Below are 14,749 nucleotides of genomic sequence, written 5' to 3' on the forward strand. Positions count from 1 at the left end.
AACGTCACGACGCCGGCGAACTACTTCCACATCCTGCGCCGTCAGGTGAAGCGCGACTTCCGCAAGCCGCTGATCATGATGACGCCGAAGTCCCTGCTGCGCCACAAGCGGGCGGTCTCGTCGCTGTCGGAGATGGCGGGCGAAAGCTCGTTCCACCGGCTGCTCTGGGACGATGCGGAGGTCATCAAGGACGGCCCGATCAAGCTCCAGAAGGATGCCAAGATCCGCCGCGTCGTCATGTGCACCGGCAAGGTCTATTACGACCTTCTCGAGGAGCGCGAGAAGCGCGGCGTCGACGATGTCTATCTGTTGCGTCTCGAACAGCTCTATCCGTTCCCGGCCAAGGCGCTGATCAACGAACTCTCGCGCTTCCGCAATGCCGAGATGGTCTGGTGCCAGGAAGAGCCGAAGAACATGGGCGCCTGGGCCTTCATCGACCCCTATCTCGAATGGGTGCTTGCCCATATCGACGCCAAGTACCAGCGCGTGCGTTATACCGGCCGTCCGGCCGCCGCCTCGCCGGCGACGGGCCTGATGTCGAAGCACATGGCGCAGCTTGCCGCCTTCCTCGAGGACGCGCTGGGCGGCTGAGCCGCCCGGCAAACGATTTCGCGCAATCCCGAACGGACATCCGCCTCGCGCATCTCCCGGGATTGTTCCAGCAACGCGACAAAGACACCACGAACGGAACACACTCATGGCTACCGAAATCCGCGTCCCCACCCTCGGCGAATCCGTCAGCGAAGCGACCATCGGCACCTGGTTCAAGAAGGTCGGCGACGCCGTCAAGGCGGACGAACCGCTCTGTGAGCTCGAGACCGACAAGGTGACGATCGAGGTTCCGGCGCCGGCAAGCGGCGTGCTGTCCGAGATCGTCGCCAATGCCGGCGACACGGTCGAGCCGGGCGGCCTGCTCGGTCAGATCGCGGAAGGCGCCTCGGCCGGGGCCGCCGCATCCGCCGCCTCCGCGGAGAAGGCAGCAGCCCCCGAAAAGGCAACGCCCGCCGCGCAGCCGGCACCGGCCGCCGCGCCCGCAGGCAACATGCCGCCGGCGCCTGCCGCACAGAAGATGCTCGCGGAAAACAACATCACCGCCGGAGAGGTCGAGGGTTCCGGCAAGCGCGGCCAGGTGCTGAAGGGCGATGTCATCGCCGCCGTCGCCAAGGGTGTTTCGACGCCGTCGGTTGCAGCCGAGCCTGTCAAGGTCGCCGCTCGCGCGCCCTCGTCGGAATCCGACGCGCCGCGCGAGGAGCGCGTGAAGATGACGCGCCTGCGCCAGACCATCGCCCGCCGCCTCAAGGAATCGCAGAACACCGCCGCCCAGCTGACCACCTTCAACGAGGTGGACATGACCAACGTCATGGCCCTGCGGACCCAGTACAAGGACGCCTTCGAGAAGCGCCACGGCGTCAAGCTCGGCTTCATGAGCTTCTTCACCAAGGCGATCGTCGCGGCGTTGAAGGAGATCCCGGCGGTCAATGCCGAGATCGACGGCACGGACATCATCTACAAGAACCACTATGACATCGGCGTCGCCGTCGGCACCGAAAAGGGCCTCGTGGTCCCGGTCCTGCGCGACGCCGACCAGCTGTCGCTGGCGGGCATCGAAAAGGGCATCGCGGCCCTCGGCAAGGCGGCCCGCGACGGCGACCTGACCCTCGACCAGCTGCAGGGCGGCACCTTCACCATCACCAACGGCGGCACCTATGGCTCGCTGATGTCGACCCCGATCCTGAACGCGCCGCAGTCGGGCATCCTGGGCATGCACAACATCGTCCAGCGGCCGATGGCGATCGACGGCCAGGTGGTGATCCGGCCGATGATGTACCTCGCCCTCAGCTACGATCACCGCATCGTCGACGGCAAGGAGGCGGTGACCTTCCTGGTGCGGGTCAAGGAACTGCTGGAAGACCCGGCGCGGGCGTTGCTGGACCTGTAGGGGAAGGGGCGATGATCGAGATCGCCCGTTTCGCCGACGTCTATGAAGCCGAGATCGTCGCGTCGCGCCTGCGGGCGGACGGGTTCACGCCGACGCTGGGCGGGGCCGAGCACGCCAAGGCCGATCCGCTGATTCTGCAGGCGCTGGGGTGGGTGCGGCTGTCGGTGCCGGATGGCGAGGTCATCGCCGCGACCGCGAGGCTGGCGGCGCTCCGGGCCGGAGCCGAGGCGATCGATGCGGACGTGGAACTGGAGCCGGCCGCGCCGGACCGCGCCCTTCCGGCCAAGGTCACCCTCGGCGCCGCCTAGCTGGCGCTCATTGTCGGCAGCTAGGGGCGCAGCGAGCCCAGCACTTCGTCCGTGTCCTGACCCAAGGCGGGCGGCGGCCGGTCGTAGGCCACCGGCGTCACCGACATCCGGATCGGCGATGCGACGGTGCGCACCGGCCCGGACAGGTCGGCGCGGGCCTGGGTCACCTCAAGGCCGCGATGCTTCGCCTGCGGCTCGTCGAAGACCTGATCGACCGTATTGACCGGGCCGCAAGGCACGCCCGCGGCCTCAAGCTTCGCCATCAGCCCGTGCATGGTCAGGCCCGCCGTCAGGGCCGACAGCTCGGCGGTCATCACCGCGCGATGCTCGATGCGCAGGGCGTTGGTCAGGAAGCGGGGGTCGGCGCCGAGGCCGGGCGCGCCGAGGGCGGCGGCGAGGGCGCGGAACTGGCCGTCGTTACCGACCGCGATGACGACCATTCCGTCCGTGCACGGAAAAGGCTGGTAGGGTGCGAGGTTGGGATGGGCGTTGCCCATCCGCGTCGGCGCCTTGCCCGAGACGAAGAAATTGGTCGCCTGGTTGGCCAGCATGGCGGCCTGGACGTCGAACAGGGCGATGTCGATGTGCTGGCCCTGACCCGTCGCGCGCGCGTGCAGCAGGGCGGCCATGATGGCGTTGGAGGCGTACAGGCCGGTGAACAGGTCGACGACCGCGACGCCCACCTTCATCGGCTCCGCCCCGGCCGCGCCGTCGGGCTGGCCGGTGATCGACATCAGCCCGCCCATGGCCTGGATCATATAGTCATAGCCGGCGCGGTGGGCGTCCGGCCCGTCCTGACCGAAGCCGGTGATCGAGCAATAGACCAGCTTCGGATTGAGCGCCGACAGGGCGGCGTGGTCGAGGCCGTACTTCTTCAACCCGCCCGTCTTGAAATTCTCGACCACCACATCGCAGGTCTTGCTCAGTTCCCGGACGATCTCCGCGCCTTCGGGCGAGGCCAGGTCCAGCTCGACCGACTTCTTGCCCCGGTTTGCGCACAGGAAATAGGCCGCATCGCCCTTCGCGCCGTCGGCCTTCGTCGTGAAGGGCGGGCCCCAGGCGCGGGTGTCGTCACCGACGCCTGGCCGTTCGATCTTGATCACCTCGGCCCCGAGATCGGCCAGCATCTGCGTCGCCCACGGCCCGGCGAGGACGCGGCTGAGGTCGAGGACGCGAACGCCGGAGAGGGGGCCGTGGGGGGCGAGGGTCGAGGGTCGAGGGTCGAGGGAGGCCTGATCTACTGTCGAATTCATGTGTGGGAGGTCCGCATCGCGGTCAGCTCGGCTTCACCCCTCGACCCTCGACCCTCGACCCTCGACCCCGTCACAGCCCCGGGTCCCACACGCCCGCATCCCGCATCCGGCACTCGCGGGCCTCGCGCGCGCGGCCGTCCATCTCCTCGGCCATGCAGCACACCGCCCTGGACACCGTGGCCTTGTGAACCCCGGGCACCAGGGCGTGCATGAAGGCGCAGCCGGCCAGTTTCAGCAGGCGGAATCCGAACCGCGACGACGCGGCCATATGGTGGAAATAGCTCTCGTCGACCTCGCGCGGGTGTTCGACGAACAGGCGATGAAAGGTGCGGCTCATGCGTACAGTCTAGCCTGCGTCGGGGCGTCCCTCTACCCGACCGGTGCATTTTGGCCTAAACCGCGCGCCTCCGCCACGCTCAGAAAGACCCCGCCCATGGCCGACGGCGCCTCCGCCCCGCAAAAGACCTTCCGCTGGGATGACCCGCTCGACCTGTCGGGCCGCCTCACCGACGACGAGCGGATGATCCAGGACGCGGCCCGGTCCTACGCCCGCGAGAAGCTGCTGCCCCGCGTGGTCGAGGCTTTCCGCGACGAGACCTTCGACCGCGCCATCATGACCGAACTGGGCGAAATGGGCTTCCTCGGCGCCATGCTGCCGGAACAGTACGGCGGCTCCTCGGTCAGCCACGTCGCCTACGGCCTGATCGCGCGCGAGATCGAGGCGGTCGATAGCGGCTACCGCTCAGCCATGTCGGTGCAGTCGTCGCTGGCCATGTACCCGATCTACGCCTTCGGCTCGGAAGAGCAGAAGATGCGCTTCCTGCCCCGCATGGCGGCCGGCGAACTGGTCGGCTGTTTCGGCCTGACCGAGGCCGACGGCGGCTCAGACCCTGCCTCGATGAAGACCAGGGCGGTCAAGGTCGACGGCGGCTACAAACTCAACGGCGCCAAATACTGGATCACCAACAGCCCGATCAGCGATCTGGCCATCGTCTGGGCCAAGCTCGACGACGTGATCCGCGGCTTCATAGTCGAACGCGGCATGGACGGCTTCACCACCGACAAGATCGGCGACAAGCTGAGCCTGCGCGCCTCCATCACCGGCGACATCGGCCTGAACGACGTCTTCGTGCCGGAAGAGAACCTGTTGCCCGGCGTCAAGGGCCTACGCGGGCCCTTCTCCTGCCTCAACAAGGCCCGCTACGGCATCGCCTGGGGCGCCATGGGCGCGGCCGAGGCCTGTTTCCACCTGACCCGCGACTACGTCGGCGAGCGGATGCTGTTCGGCCGCCCGCTGTCCTCGCGCCAGCTGGTCCAGAAGAAGCTGGCCGACATGCAGACCGAGATCTTCCTCGGTTTCGAGGGGGCCCTGGCCCTGGGCCGTCTGCTCGACCAGGGGGCCTGGGTCCCCGAGGCCATCTCCATGATGAAGCGCAACAACTGCGGCAAGGCGCTGGATATCGCCCGCGTCGCCCGCGACATGCATGGCGGGGCCGGCATCACCGGCGAGATGCACGTCATGCGTCACGCCATGAACCTCGAGACGGTCAACACCTATGAGGGCGCCCACGACGTCCACGCCCTGATCCTGGGCCGGGCGATCACGGGCGAAAGCGCCTTCTAGGGGCGGGGCGCCTCGCCCGGCGCATCCTCACGCGTCCCCGTATTGACCTCGGGCACATAGAGGCCGGTGACCAGCCGCGTCAGGAAGCCGCCCGGCTGGTTCCGCGGCCCGTAGCGGCCGCAGGGATCCGGGTCCGCGATCGGCCGGACGGCCCGGTCGGCGGGGGCGAAGGCGTCGCCCAGGGCGTCGGCGAAGGGCTCGGCCATCTGCAGCGCATCGCCGACACGCGAGAGCGACGGCGAATCGGTCCCGAGCACATTGGCGTTGCGGGCCCAGGCGATGGCCGCCGCCTGACCGCCCCGCGCGTCCAGCAGTTCCGCCTCGGCCGCCAGCCCGCCCGTCGTGCCCGGCACCCGGACCGTGCCGGGACCGGGGATGAAGGCGTTGGCGACCGCCGCCACGGCCGATCCCGCCGGCGCGGTGGAGTCGATCCGCACCACGGCGGTGCGCACGCGCGCGGCGCCGTCGGGGGATGCGGCGAGGCCGAAGCGCTCGCTCATCTCATAGCAAACCTGCCGGTCGACTTCGCGCAGCACCATGGCGCGGTCCGCATCGGTGACGCCGTCGCCCACCGGGCCGATCAGAACGGCCGGCTCAAGCCAGACCTGTTCGATCCCGGACGCCCGCGATTCGTCGCGGTGCTGCCGGATCGAGGCGCGCACGGTTCCCTCCTCGGCCTCGAGCCGATCATAGCCGGACAGAAAGCCGCTGTCCGCGGTCGGCGCGGTCTGACATGCGGCGAGGCCGCATACGGCCAGAAGGCCGACGGGAAGAAGAAATCTGGCGGTCATTGAGGCTCCTTGGCCTCAAGGTACGCGCGGGCGGCCGATCTGGATGCGTCGGGACGCGTCGAACGCTCCCGCCCGCGTCAGGAAACATCATCCCTCGCGCGAACTTTCGGCTCCTAGTTAGAGAGAACGCGGTCCGTTGAGCATTGTCATTCGGTATCAACGCCGTATCGTCAGCGAAGGAGCGGAGTGGCGACGATGGACGGGGAAGCGGCAGGCATCAACGGCGACGATCCGTTCGCCCAACTGCGCGGGGTCTTCGCCGGCCGTCACGCCCTGTTGCTGGAGGACGACCCGGCCCTGTCGGAACATGTCGCCGGTCGACTTCTCCAGGCCGGCTTCGAGGTCGTGGAACGGGTCGACAGCGGTGAAGCCGCGATCGCCGCCGCGGACCGGCCTTTTGACGTCCTGGTCTTCGATCGCCTGACCAAGGGGCTGGACGGGCTGGAGACCCTGAAGCGGATCCGGGCCGGGGGCGGGCCCTGCGCCGACGCCCCGGCCCTGATGCTGACCGCCTTGGGGGGCGAGCGCCAGAAGGTCGAGGGCCTGCTGGGCGGGGCCGACGACTATCTCGCCAAGCCGATCGGCGACGAAGAGCTTCTGGCCCGCATCGCCGCCCAGTTGCGCCGCGCCGCGCGGCGGGCCGTTCCGGTCGGCGGCGATCTGGTCAACGGCCCCTTCCGGCTGGCGTTCGGGCCCCGCACGCTGAAGTTCGATGTCGCGGGACATTCGCGGCTGATCGATCTGTCGCCGCTGGAGTTCGCCATTGTCTGCGAACTGATGACCGCGCGCGGCCAGCCGGTGACCAAGACCATGCTGTGGGACCGCTGCTGGGTCGAATGGCGCTTCCTGCCCGATAATTTCGTCAACATCATCGACGCCCGGATCAGCGCCCTGCGTCGCCGGCTCAAGGAGCAGGCCGCCGAACTGGGCGATGATCTGCACCCCCTGATCGTCTCGGCCCGCAGCCAGAGCCTGATCTTCCGCGACCTGTCCGCCTGGACGAACTGAGGCCGTCGTGAAACCGCCCCTCGTCCGCCTGCGCGCCTGGCTGGGCCGGCGGACCTCGACCCAGCTGGCGGCGGGCATCGCCGTCATGGCCGCCGTGGCCCTGATCGGCTCCCTGATGGTCACCAGCGCCGCGGTGCGGATGGACCAGCGTGAGAAGGCGGCCCTCGCCGCGCTCGACGACTACAGCACCATGGTCGAGAAACTGGGGCTCGAGGCCAGTCTGACCGCGGCCGACATCACGGCGGCCGACGCCGCCTATCTGTCGAACTGGCTGAGCGCCTTCCAGAGCGGCCCGACACGCGACGCCGGCACGATCGAGGAAACCTGCAGCACCGGCCGGGGCGGAGCGGGCGTGCGCTTCATCCGCGCCCCGATCGGCAAGCCGGCGGGACTGGCGGCGCTGGAGACGATTCGTGGCGAACGGGCGCCGCGTCTTGGAGACGGGGTCTTCGTGATGCAGCTCGAGCATGGCGTCCTGTGCCCGTCGCGGGCGGTGGAGGTGGTGGTCGTGCGCCGCTCGGTGGGCGCGCTCGACATCGCCGTCGGCCGGGTGGTCGACCGCTCGGGCGCCGCCTGGGGCTGGGCCGTGGCGGCGGTGGCCGGCGCCGGCGGGCTGCTGCTGGCCTTCGGTCTGACGGCCGCCACCTTCGCGCGCCGCCGCCTGACCAGCGCGGTCGCCGACGTCAGCCGGGCGCTGGATCTCGCCTCCGTGGGAGATTTCTCGGTCCGGGCGCCCGAGACTGCGGTGGCGCCCGAGCTGACCGAACTGACCGGCCGGGTGAACCTGACCCTGGATCGTCTGGAGGAGTTGCTGAGCTGGCTCAGAGATTCGGCCGACCAGCTGGCCCACGATTTCCGCACCCCGCTGGCGCGGGCCTCGGCCCGGCTGGACCGGTTGAAGGAGGCGTCGACCATGCCCGAGGCCCGCGCCCTGGCGGAGGAGGCCCGCGCTGACCTGACCCGTCTGACGCGGGCGATGAACGAGGCCATGGCCCTGCGCGACGGCGAGGCCTGGGTGTTCGAGACGGTGCGGCTGGATTGGCTGGCGGCCTCGGCGGCCGAACTCTATCAGCCCCTGGCCGAGGAGCGCGAAGTGGTCATCCGGGTCGAGGCCGCGCCGGTGTCCGTGCTCGGCGTGAGCTCCCTGCTGCAGCGCGCCGTGGCCAATCTGGTGGACAATGCGGTCAAATTCTCGCCGGAGGGCGGCGTGGTGACCCTGTCCGTGCGGCTGGACGGCGGCAAGCCGGTTCTGTCGGTCGCCGACCAGGGACCGGGATTCGATCCCGACCTGCTCGACGATCCCGCGCGGGCCATCCTGAGCGCGGCGGAGGAGGGGCGTGAAAGCCACGGCATGGGCCTGGCGTTCGTACGCGCCATCCTCAAGCGGCACGGGGCCGCCATGACGATTGATGACGCCGGTCCGGGGGCTGTCGTCACGGCGCGTTTCTCGCGCTAGGGTCCGTCCAACAACAGGGGATTGGCGATGCGTTCCATCATCCGGGCCGGCGGTCTGTCCGTGCTGACGCTGGTCGTCGCCCTGCCGCTGCTGGCGGCGACGCCGGCCGCCGCCCAGCAATCGCCGGTTCCTTTCGACGCCCGGCGCGGGGTGTTCACCTTCGCCACGGGGCTGGAGCAGGCCCTGCCCGCCGTGGTCCAGGTCACCACCCTCGGACAGTCCGAAGGGCCCAGCTCCGGCGACAATGAGCCGAGCCCGATCTCAAGCGGCTCGGGCGCCATCATCGACGCGCGCGAAGGCATCGTCGTCACCAACCACCACGTGGTCGAGGGCGGACGGAAATTCACCGTCGACATGACCGACGGACGCATCTTCGACGCCGTGCTTCTGGGTGTCGACAAGGCCACCGACCTGGCCGTGCTGAAGATCGAGGCGCCCTCCGTGTCAGAGCTGGGCCTGTCGCAGATCGAGGTGGTCAACTCAGATTCCCTGCGCACCGGCGACCTGGCGTTCGCCGTCGGCTACCCGCTCGGCCTGGACCAGACCCTCACCATGGGCGTCATCTCGGGCATGGGTCGCTCGGGCATGGGCGACCGGATCGAGGACTATATCCAGACCGACGCGGCGGTGAATTCCGGCAATTCCGGCGGTCCGCTGCTGGACAGCCGCGGCCGGCTGATCGGCATCAACACCTCCATCCTGTCGGGCGGGGGCGGGGGCAATGACGGCATCGCCTTCGCCGTGCCCAGCCGCATCCTGATGTATGTGGTCGCCCAGCTGCGCGAGAGCGGCGAGGTCGAACGCGGGACCACCGGCGCCATCCTCGGCTCGCTCAACGCCGAGCGCTCGCGGGACCTCGGCCTCGGCATCGTGCGCGGGGCCGTGATCGAGGACGTGGCCCCGGGCTCCTCGGCCGAGGCGGCGGGCCTGCGACGCGGCGACATCATCACCCGTATCCAGAACCGTCCCGTCTCCAATGCCGGCACCGTCGCGGCCACCATCGGCATCGCCGAGCGGGGAACCCGGCTCGAGGTCGTCTATCTGCGGGACGGCCACGAAGGCCGCGCCACCCTGACGGTCGAGGCTCCGTCGGCGCGGACGGTCATCGCCGGCGCCGATGCCGTCATGGCGCGGGGAGCGTCCGTGCGCGTCGCGTCGGACGGGCTGCAGGTGTTTGCGGTCGAGGGCGGCTCGGCGGCGGCGGCGGCGGGGCTTCAGGCGGGCGACCTGATCGCGCTGGTCGACGATACGCCGATGAGGGGACTCGACGCCCTGGCCGCGGCGCTGGACGGCGAAGGCCAGCGGATCCTGTCGGTGATGCGCGGCGGCGAGCCGGTGGAGATCGGCCTGCCCTGAACCCCGGAATCGCCGCCTCCACACGCCGGACAGCAAAACGCCCGCTCGGCCGGAGGGGGGGAGGGTGGCGGAGCGGGCGTCTCGCTTTGGAGGAAGCATCGGCCCGCCGGAGCCCTTGGTGGAGAAATCCAGGAGGGGCTGGGGGGGCTGTTCAGGATCCGGAATCGCTCCGAACTCCAACGAGCCGATGGGTCCGGTGTCGACCCGCATGGGGGCGGGCGATGGGCGGAAGCGAGGCGATTTCGTGTTCGCGACGAATTGTTTGCCTTGCGATGTTCCCGACACAGTGTTCGGCGACGTGATTATTCGGAACGGCCTGCCCACTGGCGTTTTCAGGCGGGCGGCGTAACCTTCTTCTGATGAGCGACGCCGCTGACTTGCAGTCCGTTCCAGGCCCGGTCTTTTTCGACCGGCGTGAGCTCGACCTGATCCTGCGCGTCTATGGCCGGATGGTCGCGGCCGCGGAGTGGCGCGACTACGCCATGGTCGGCCACAAGGACGTCGCCGAGTTCGCCGTCTTCCGGCGCTCGGGCGACGCGCCCCTGTACCGCATCGAGAAACGCCCGGCCCTTCGGCTGCGTCAGGGCCAGTGGGCGGTAATTGGCGAGGGCGGCGTGGTGTTGCGCCGGGGTCGCGACCTGGCCCAGGTCCTGCGCGTCTTCGACAGCCGCAAATTCACGATCGTGGAATAGAAAAAGGGCCCGGATCGCTCCGGGCCCTGTCTCGTTTGGCCTACCGCCCTTCGGGCTGCTTGAGGCCGGGGCAACCCGCGCTCAAGCAGGCCGGGACCGCGTCCCGGCCGTTAGCGCAACCTACCTGCGTCCGCCGAACAGCATCAGCAGGAATTGGAACATGTTGATGAAGTTGATGTACAGGCTCAGCGCGCCGTAGCTGGTGGCCACGCTCATGGCGGTCTGGTTTCCGCCGAGGGCGTAGTAGGTCATCTTCAGCCGCTGGGTGTCATAGGCGGTCAGGCCGGCGAAGATCAGCACGCCGGCGATGCTGATGATCATCTGCATCATGCCGCTCTGCAGGAAGATGTTGACCACCGAGGCGATGATCAGGCCGATCACGCCCATGATCAGGAAGCTGCCGATGCCGGTCAGGTCCTTCTTGGTCGTATAGCCGAACAGGCTGAGGCCGCCGAAGGCCGCGGCCGTGATCAGGAAGGTCTGGACCACCGACGTGCCCGTGTAGAGCAGCACCACCGTGCCCATCGAGGCGCCGATCAGGGCCACGATCAGCCAGTACAGCGCACTGGCGCCGCCCGAGGTGGGGTTCTTCATCACGAAGTTGGAGCCCAGCAGTATGACCAGCGGCGAGAAGGCCACGATCATGCCCAGCAGGGTGTAGCCGGTCAGGCGGGTGACCCCGTCAGGAAACACCTGGGTCGCGAACAGCAGATCGCGAACCGCAGGCACCGAGCCGGTGACATAGGCCAGGACCGCCGATACCAGCAGGCCCAGGGCCACCTTGTTGTAGACGCCCAGCATGAAGCTGCGCAGACCCGCGTCCACCGACATGTCGGCGGTGGCGGGGATCGAATAGCCGTTTCTGAAATCGCTCATGGCGAGATCGGTCCTCCGTTGGGCCGGGCGATCCCGGCCTTTGCGCAAATATCGGGCTGGATCAGCCCTTCCGCAAGGAAAACCGGACTTGGGCCGCGCGTTTCCAGCCGCTACCAAGGGTCGCATGATCCGGCTGTTCACCGCCCTGTCTGTCCCTGACGACGTCGCCGAAGCGCTCGCCCGCCGTCAGACCGGCCTGCCGGGCGCGAAATGGCGCTCCGCCGACCAGCTGCACATCACCCTCGCCTTCTACGGCGAGGTCGACGAGCGCCGCGCCGACGACCTGTCGGTCGAGCTGGAGCGGGCGGCGACGGGCGGGCCGTTCGAGATCGCCCTGTCCGGCGTCGGCGCCTTCGGCGACGGTCATCGCACCCGCGCCATCTGGGCCGGGGTCGAGGCCGGCGACCGCCTGGCGGTCCTCGCCGGGCGCTGCCGCAGCGCCGCCGAACGGGCCGCTATCCCGATGGAGCGCCGCGACTATCGCCCGCACCTGACGCTGGCCTATCTGGGCGCGGACGCCGATCCTGCGCGGATCGGGGACTGGATCGCAGGCCACAATCTGCTGCAGTCTCCGCCGATCCGGATCGACCGGTTCGGCCTGTATTCCAGCGTCCTGACCCAGGACGGCAGCCGCTATGAACTCGAGAGGGAGTACCGCCTTTGACCGGACCGGTGCTGGAGACCGAACGCCTGACCCTGCGCCCCCTCGCGCTCGCGGACTTCCCGCGCTGGGCGGAGATGATGGCCGATCCGGAGGCGGCGAAATTCCTTGGCGGCGCCCAGCCGGCGGCGACGGCCTGGCGCGGCTTCATGAGCATGGCCGGGGCCTGGAGCCTGACCGGGATCGCCATGTTCTCGCTCATCGAACGGAACACGGGCCTCTGGCTGGGCCGGATCGGCCCCTGGCAACCGCTCGACTGGCCGGGGACCGAAGTGGGCTGGGGGCTCCATCCTGACGCCCAGGGCAAGGGCTATGGCGTCGAGGCGGCCACGGCGACGATCGACTACGCCTTCGACGTGCTGGGCTGGACCGACGTCATCCACTGCATCGACCCCGACAACACGCCGTCGCAGCGCCTGGCCGAGCGACTCGGATCGTACAATCAGGGGCCGACGCAGATGCCGCCTCCATATCAGGACATCCCTGTCGACAAATGGGGACAGAGCCGCGCGGAATGGCGGGCCCGTCGCCGCTGAAGACCATTCCGGCGGGGTTCTCCGCCGCATACTGACGCTTTGACCGATCCGCGCGTTCCGCTAGTCAGGGTGCATAAATCGACGAGGATGGACGGATGCGGGTTCTGGTTTTGGGCGGTGACGGCTTCTGTGGCTGGCCCACGGCGTTGCATCTGTCGGCACGGGGTTGGGACGTCTGCGTCGTCGACAATCTCAGCCGCCGCAACATCGACAATGAGCTCGAGGTCCAGTCCCTGACGCCGATCCGGACCATGGGCGAGCGCATCGCCGCCTGGAAGGAAGTCAGCGGCCAGACCATCGATTTCGTCAATATGACCGTCGGCAAGGAGTTCGACCGGCTGGTCGCCCTGATCAAGGACTGGAAGCCCGACAGCGTCGTCCATTTCGCCGAACAGCGCGCCGCGCCCTATTCGATGAAGTCGGCGCGGCACAAATTATACACAGTCGACAACAACCTCAACGCCACCAACCACCTGCTGGCGGCCATCGTCGAGAGCGGGCTGGACGTGCACCTGGCCCATCTCGGGACCATGGGGGTCTATGGCTACACCACCGCCGGGCTGCGAATTCCGGAGGGCTATCTCAAGATCACCGTCGAAACCGATTTCGGCCCGACCGAGCAGGAAATCCTGTTCCCGCCGAACCCGGGGTCGATCTACCACATGACCAAGACCCAGGACGCCCTGCTGTTCCAGTTTTACGCCAAGAACGACGGCGTCCGGATCACCGACCTGCACCAGGGCATCGTCTGGGGCGCCCAGACGGAAGAGACCCGCAAGGATGAGCGGCTGATCAACCGGTTCGACTATGACGGCGACTACGGCACGGTGCTGAACCGCTTCCTGATGCAGGCGGCGGTGGGCTATCCGCTGACCGTGCACGGCACCGGCGGCCAGACGCGGGCCTTCATCCACATCCAGGATACGGTGCGTTGTGTCGAACTGGCCCTGGCCAATCCGCCCAAGGTCGGCGACCGGGTCAAGATCCTCAACCAGATGACCGAGAGCCGCCGCGTGCGCGACCTCGCCGCCATGATCGCCGACATGACCGGGGCCGAGGTGCACAATGTGCCCAACCCGCGTCTGGAGGCCGACGAGAACGAACTGGTCGTGGCCAACGACCAGTTCCGTGAACTGGGCCTCAAGCCCATCACCCTCGCCGAGGGGCTGATGCAGGACGTGACCGAGATCGCGCGTCGCTACGCCGACCGCGCCGACCTGTCGAAAGTGCCCTGCGTCTCGACCTGGAACGGCAAGCGGGCCGAGGCCCTGAAGGCGCCGTCGACGGTCGCCGCCCCGCCCACCGCGCCGGTGCAGGCCCGCTCGGCCTGATCCCGGACATGTCCCCGCCTGACGCCGCCGCCTCTCCCTCGCTGCTGGTTTTCGGCGGCGGCTGGCTGGGCCGGGCCGCGGGGCTGGAGGCCATGCGCCGGGGCGGCCGCGCGGTCCTGACCAGCCGCGACGCGGACCGGCGGGCGGCGTTATCGGCCGAGGGCCTTGGCGCCATCGACCCGACTGACCCGACGGCCTTGGCCGGGGCCGTCGCCCAAGCCTCTGCCATCCTCGTCTCCGCCCCGCCCGAGGCGGACGGTTGCCCGGGCCTCAAGGCCCTGTCGTCGGCGCTCGCGGCCTCGGGCGTCTGGCCGGACTGGATCGGCTATGTCTCCTCCACCGCCGTCTATGGCGACCGCGCCGGCGGCTGGGCGCTGGAGGACAGCGAACTCAACGCCGCCTCGCTGGAGGGCGCCCGCCGGGTGCGGGCCGAGCGCGACTGGCTGGACGCCGGCCAGGGCATGGGGCTGACGGTGCAGCTGTTCCGCCTGCCGGGCCTCTACGGCCCCGGCCGCTCGCCGCTGGACCGGCTGCGCGACGGCACGGCGCGGATCGTGCGCAAGCCGGGACAGGTGTTCAATCGCGTCCATGTCGACGACGTCGTCGCGGGCCTGTTCGCCTCCATGGCCCGCCCCCGGCCCGGCGCCGCCTACATCCTGTGCGACGACGAGCCCGCCCCGGCCGATGTGGTCATGGAAGGCGCGGCGCGGCGTCTGGGCCTGCCGATACCGCCCGAGATCGACCTCGACGATCCCTCAGTCTCCAACGCCATGCGGCGCTTCTACCTCGACTCCAAACGCCTCTCGAACGCCCGCGCCAAGGCGGAGCTCGGCTGGCGGCCGAAATATCCGAGCTGGCGGGACGGGCTGGAGGCGCTGGTCAGCGACGCCGACTGAGCGCTCGCGCTCAAGCAGCGAG

General features: G+C 69.1%; 15 protein-coding genes and 1 pseudogene. 12 read left to right on the forward strand and 4 right to left on the reverse strand.

What is annotated here, in order from left to right; all coding sequences use genetic code 11:
* From sucA to B2742_RS04000, 3 genes and pseudogenes are all read left to right on the forward strand, one after another.
* Positions 1-591 (forward strand): annotated as a pseudogene (gene sucA, locus B2742_RS03990) (2-oxoglutarate dehydrogenase E1 component); the annotation flags it as partial.
* A gap of 106 nt (positions 592-697) precedes the next feature.
* Positions 698-1,939: a 2-oxoglutarate dehydrogenase complex dihydrolipoyllysine-residue succinyltransferase gene (gene odhB, locus B2742_RS03995; RefSeq protein ID WP_292063253.1), complete on the forward strand. Its 1,242-nt coding sequence runs from the start codon at positions 698-700 to the stop codon at positions 1,937-1,939.
* An 11-nt stretch (positions 1,940-1,950) separates the two neighbouring features.
* Positions 1,951-2,247 carry a hypothetical protein gene (locus B2742_RS04000; RefSeq protein ID WP_292063256.1) on the forward strand — a complete coding sequence of 99 codons (297 nt, stop codon included), beginning with the start codon at positions 1,951-1,953 and terminating at the stop codon, positions 2,245-2,247.
* A gap of 20 nt (positions 2,248-2,267) precedes the next feature.
* On the opposite strand, the gene B2742_RS04005 is transcribed toward B2742_RS04000, so the two are convergent.
* A complete protein-coding gene (locus B2742_RS04005) occupies positions 2,268-3,500 on the reverse strand; it encodes a CaiB/BaiF CoA transferase family protein (protein WP_292063258.1) in 1,233 nt (410 codons plus the stop codon).
* 70 nt (positions 3,501-3,570) lie between these two features.
* Positions 3,571-3,837 (reverse strand): DUF6356 family protein, encoded by a 267-nt coding sequence (locus B2742_RS04010; RefSeq protein WP_292063260.1) that lies wholly within the window; start codon positions 3,835-3,837, stop codon positions 3,571-3,573.
* A gap of 96 nt (positions 3,838-3,933) precedes the next feature.
* Between B2742_RS04010 and B2742_RS04015 the strand changes: the two genes are divergently transcribed.
* The gene (locus tag B2742_RS04015; protein ID WP_292063264.1) at positions 3,934-5,124 is read left to right on the forward strand and encodes an acyl-CoA dehydrogenase; all 1,191 of its coding nucleotides are present in this window, start codon (positions 3,934-3,936) and stop codon (positions 5,122-5,124) included.
* Here B2742_RS04015 and B2742_RS04020 read toward each other — a convergent pair.
* Positions 5,121-5,915, reverse strand: coding sequence for a DUF3313 family protein (locus B2742_RS04020; RefSeq protein ID WP_292063266.1), 795 nt, complete (start codon positions 5,913-5,915; stop codon positions 5,121-5,123). The genes B2742_RS04015 and B2742_RS04020 overlap by 4 nt on opposite strands.
* A 195-nt stretch (positions 5,916-6,110) precedes the next feature.
* On the opposite strand from B2742_RS04020, the gene B2742_RS04025 reads away from it, so the two are divergent.
* From B2742_RS04025 to B2742_RS04040, 4 genes are all read left to right on the forward strand, one after another.
* On the forward strand, positions 6,111-6,923 hold the full coding sequence (locus B2742_RS04025; RefSeq protein WP_292063268.1) for a response regulator transcription factor: 813 nt from the start codon (positions 6,111-6,113) through the stop codon (positions 6,921-6,923).
* Positions 6,924-6,930: 7 nt separating this feature from the next.
* The gene (locus B2742_RS04030; RefSeq protein ID WP_292063271.1) at positions 6,931-8,379 is read left to right on the forward strand and encodes a sensor histidine kinase; all 1,449 of its coding nucleotides are present in this window, start codon (positions 6,931-6,933) and stop codon (positions 8,377-8,379) included.
* 27 nt (positions 8,380-8,406) lie between these two features.
* On the forward strand, positions 8,407-9,735 hold the full coding sequence (locus B2742_RS04035) for a S1C family serine protease (RefSeq protein WP_292063273.1): 1,329 nt from the start codon (positions 8,407-8,409) through the stop codon (positions 9,733-9,735).
* 359 nt (positions 9,736-10,094) lie between these two features.
* Positions 10,095-10,427 carry a DUF2794 domain-containing protein gene (locus B2742_RS04040; RefSeq protein WP_292063275.1) on the forward strand — a complete coding sequence of 111 codons (333 nt, stop codon included), beginning with the start codon at positions 10,095-10,097 and terminating at the stop codon, positions 10,425-10,427.
* 120 nt (positions 10,428-10,547) lie between these two features.
* Here the strand turns inward: B2742_RS04040 and B2742_RS04045 are convergent, their stop codons facing one another.
* Entirely contained in the window at positions 10,548-11,303 is a 756-nt protein-coding gene (locus B2742_RS04045) for a Bax inhibitor-1/YccA family protein (protein WP_292063277.1), read from the reverse strand.
* Between the two features lie 124 nt (positions 11,304-11,427).
* Between B2742_RS04045 and thpR the strand changes: the two genes are divergently transcribed.
* From thpR to B2742_RS04065, 4 genes are all read left to right on the forward strand, one after another.
* Positions 11,428-11,967 carry an RNA 2',3'-cyclic phosphodiesterase gene (thpR, locus tag B2742_RS04050; protein ID WP_292063279.1) on the forward strand — a complete coding sequence of 180 codons (540 nt, stop codon included), beginning with the start codon at positions 11,428-11,430 and terminating at the stop codon, positions 11,965-11,967.
* Positions 11,964-12,500, forward strand: coding sequence for a GNAT family N-acetyltransferase (locus tag B2742_RS04055; RefSeq protein WP_292063281.1), 537 nt, complete (start codon positions 11,964-11,966; stop codon positions 12,498-12,500). Before thpR ends, B2742_RS04055 begins: the two co-directional genes overlap by 4 nt.
* Positions 12,501-12,595: 95 nt before the next feature.
* On the forward strand, positions 12,596-13,831 hold the full coding sequence (locus tag B2742_RS04060) for an NAD-dependent epimerase/dehydratase family protein (protein ID WP_292063283.1): 1,236 nt from the start codon (positions 12,596-12,598) through the stop codon (positions 13,829-13,831).
* Between the two features lie 8 nt (positions 13,832-13,839).
* Positions 13,840-14,727 carry an SDR family NAD(P)-dependent oxidoreductase gene (locus tag B2742_RS04065; protein WP_292063285.1) on the forward strand — a complete coding sequence of 296 codons (888 nt, stop codon included), beginning with the start codon at positions 13,840-13,842 and terminating at the stop codon, positions 14,725-14,727.
* The last annotated feature ends 22 nt before the right edge of the window (positions 14,728-14,749 follow it).

Source organism: Brevundimonas sp. UBA7664 (assembly GCF_002483305.1).
Taxonomy (GTDB): domain Bacteria; phylum Pseudomonadota; class Alphaproteobacteria; order Caulobacterales; family Caulobacteraceae; genus Brevundimonas.

What these genes read in the sequence shown, in the direction of transcription:
- B2742_RS04060 (WP_292063283.1), top strand. Translation starts at nt 12,596, where the DNA reads ATGCGGGTTCTGGTTTTGGGCGGTGACGGCTTCTGTGGCTGGCCCACG.
- B2742_RS04015 (WP_292063264.1), top strand. Translation starts at nt 3,934, where the DNA reads ATGGCCGACGGCGCCTCCGCCCCGCAAAAGACCTTCCGCTGGGATGAC.
- B2742_RS04065 (WP_292063285.1), top strand. Translation starts at nt 13,840, where the DNA reads ATGTCCCCGCCTGACGCCGCCGCCTCTCCCTCGCTGCTGGTTTTCGGC.
- B2742_RS04010 (WP_292063260.1), bottom strand. Translation starts at nt 3,837, where the DNA reads ATGAGCCGCACCTTTCATCGCCTGTTCGTCGAACACCCGCGCGAGGTC.
- B2742_RS04005 (WP_292063258.1), bottom strand. Translation starts at nt 3,500, where the DNA reads ATGAATTCGACAGTAGATCAGGCCTCCCTCGACCCTCGACCCTCGACC.
- B2742_RS04035 (WP_292063273.1), top strand. Translation starts at nt 8,407, where the DNA reads ATGCGTTCCATCATCCGGGCCGGCGGTCTGTCCGTGCTGACGCTGGTC.
- thpR (WP_292063279.1), top strand. Translation starts at nt 11,428, where the DNA reads ATGATCCGGCTGTTCACCGCCCTGTCTGTCCCTGACGACGTCGCCGAA.
- odhB (WP_292063253.1), top strand. Translation starts at nt 698, where the DNA reads ATGGCTACCGAAATCCGCGTCCCCACCCTCGGCGAATCCGTCAGCGAA.
- B2742_RS04045 (WP_292063277.1), bottom strand. Translation starts at nt 11,303, where the DNA reads ATGAGCGATTTCAGAAACGGCTATTCGATCCCCGCCACCGCCGACATG.
- B2742_RS04000 (WP_292063256.1), top strand. Translation starts at nt 1,951, where the DNA reads ATGATCGAGATCGCCCGTTTCGCCGACGTCTATGAAGCCGAGATCGTC.
- B2742_RS04020 (WP_292063266.1), bottom strand. Translation starts at nt 5,915, where the DNA reads ATGACCGCCAGATTTCTTCTTCCCGTCGGCCTTCTGGCCGTATGCGGC.
- B2742_RS04025 (WP_292063268.1), top strand. Translation starts at nt 6,111, where the DNA reads ATGGACGGGGAAGCGGCAGGCATCAACGGCGACGATCCGTTCGCCCAA.
- B2742_RS04040 (WP_292063275.1), top strand. Translation starts at nt 10,095, where the DNA reads ATGAGCGACGCCGCTGACTTGCAGTCCGTTCCAGGCCCGGTCTTTTTC.